Below are 1,224 nucleotides of genomic sequence, written 5' to 3' on the forward strand. Positions count from 1 at the left end.
CCGTGTGGTAGGTGGAACTCAGCACCAATTTTGTGAGCCATTGAGTGACACACACCTAGGAATGCATTCGCAAATGCTACACCAGCGATAGTTGCTGCGTTGTGTACTTTCTCACGAGCGATTGGGTCAGCCGCACCATTTTTGTAGCTAGATGGTAGGTATTCTTTAAGCATCTTAAGTGCTTGAAGAGCTTGACCGTCTGAGTACTCGTTCGCTAGAACAGATACGTAAGCTTCAAGAGCGTGAGTTACTGCATCGTAACCACCGAACGCTGTTAGAGACTTAGGCATGTTCATTACAAGGTTCGCATCAACGATAGCCATGTTTGGCGTAATTTCGTAATCAGCTAGTGGGTACTTAGCACCAGTCTTGTCGTCTGTAACAACAGCGAATGGAGTAACCTCTGAACCCGTACCTGAAGTAGTAGTAATACATACTAGCTCAGCTTTTTGACCCATTTTAGGGAACTTGTAGATACGTTTACGGATATCCATAAAGCGCATTGCTAGTTCTTCAAAGTGAGTTTCTGGGTGCTCGTACATAACCCACATGATCTTAGCAGCATCCATTGGAGAACCGCCACCTAGAGCTAGGATTACGTCAGGTTGGAAGCTCTTCATTGCTTCAGCACCTTTCTCAACAACAGATAGTGTTGGATCCGCTTCTACGTCGAAGAAAGTTTGAACTTCAATGCCTTGTGCTTTAAGCAGGCTAACTACGTCATCAGCGTAACCGTTGTTGAATAGGAAACGGTCAGTTACTAGGAATGCGCGTTTCTTACCTTCTAGGTCGCTCATTGCGATTGGAAGGCTACCACGACGGAAGTAGATAGACTTAGGTAGTTTGTGCCACAACATGTTTTCAGCTCGCTTCGCTACAGTTTTCTTGTTGATAAGGTGCTTAGGACCTACGTTCTCAGAGATAGAGTTACCACCCCATGAACCACAACCTAGAGTTAGAGAAGGTGCAACGTTGAAGTTGTACAGGTCACCGATACCACCGTGAGTAGTAGGGATGTTGATTAGGATACGAGCAGTTTTCATCTTGTCACCGAAGTAACGGATACGGTCTGCGTTAGTATCTTGGTTAGTGTAAAGACCAGATGTGTGACCGATACCACCGATTTCAACCATAGTTACCGCTTGAGCAACAGCATCTTCGAAGTCGTCTGCACGGAATAGACCTAGAGTTGGAGATAGTTTCTCGTGAGCGAATTCGTCATCG

Annotated in this window: 1 protein-coding gene; it reads right to left on the bottom strand. The window is 45.6% G+C overall.

The window, feature by feature from the left end; genetic code table 11:
- A partial coding sequence (locus ATB74_RS23255; RefSeq protein WP_155645167.1) for an iron-containing alcohol dehydrogenase occupies positions 1-1,224 on the bottom strand: 1,224 nt, incomplete at both ends.

The organism is Vibrio splendidus (assembly GCF_001557875.1).
Classification (GTDB): Bacteria; Pseudomonadota; Gammaproteobacteria; order Enterobacterales; family Vibrionaceae; genus Vibrio; species Vibrio splendidus_F.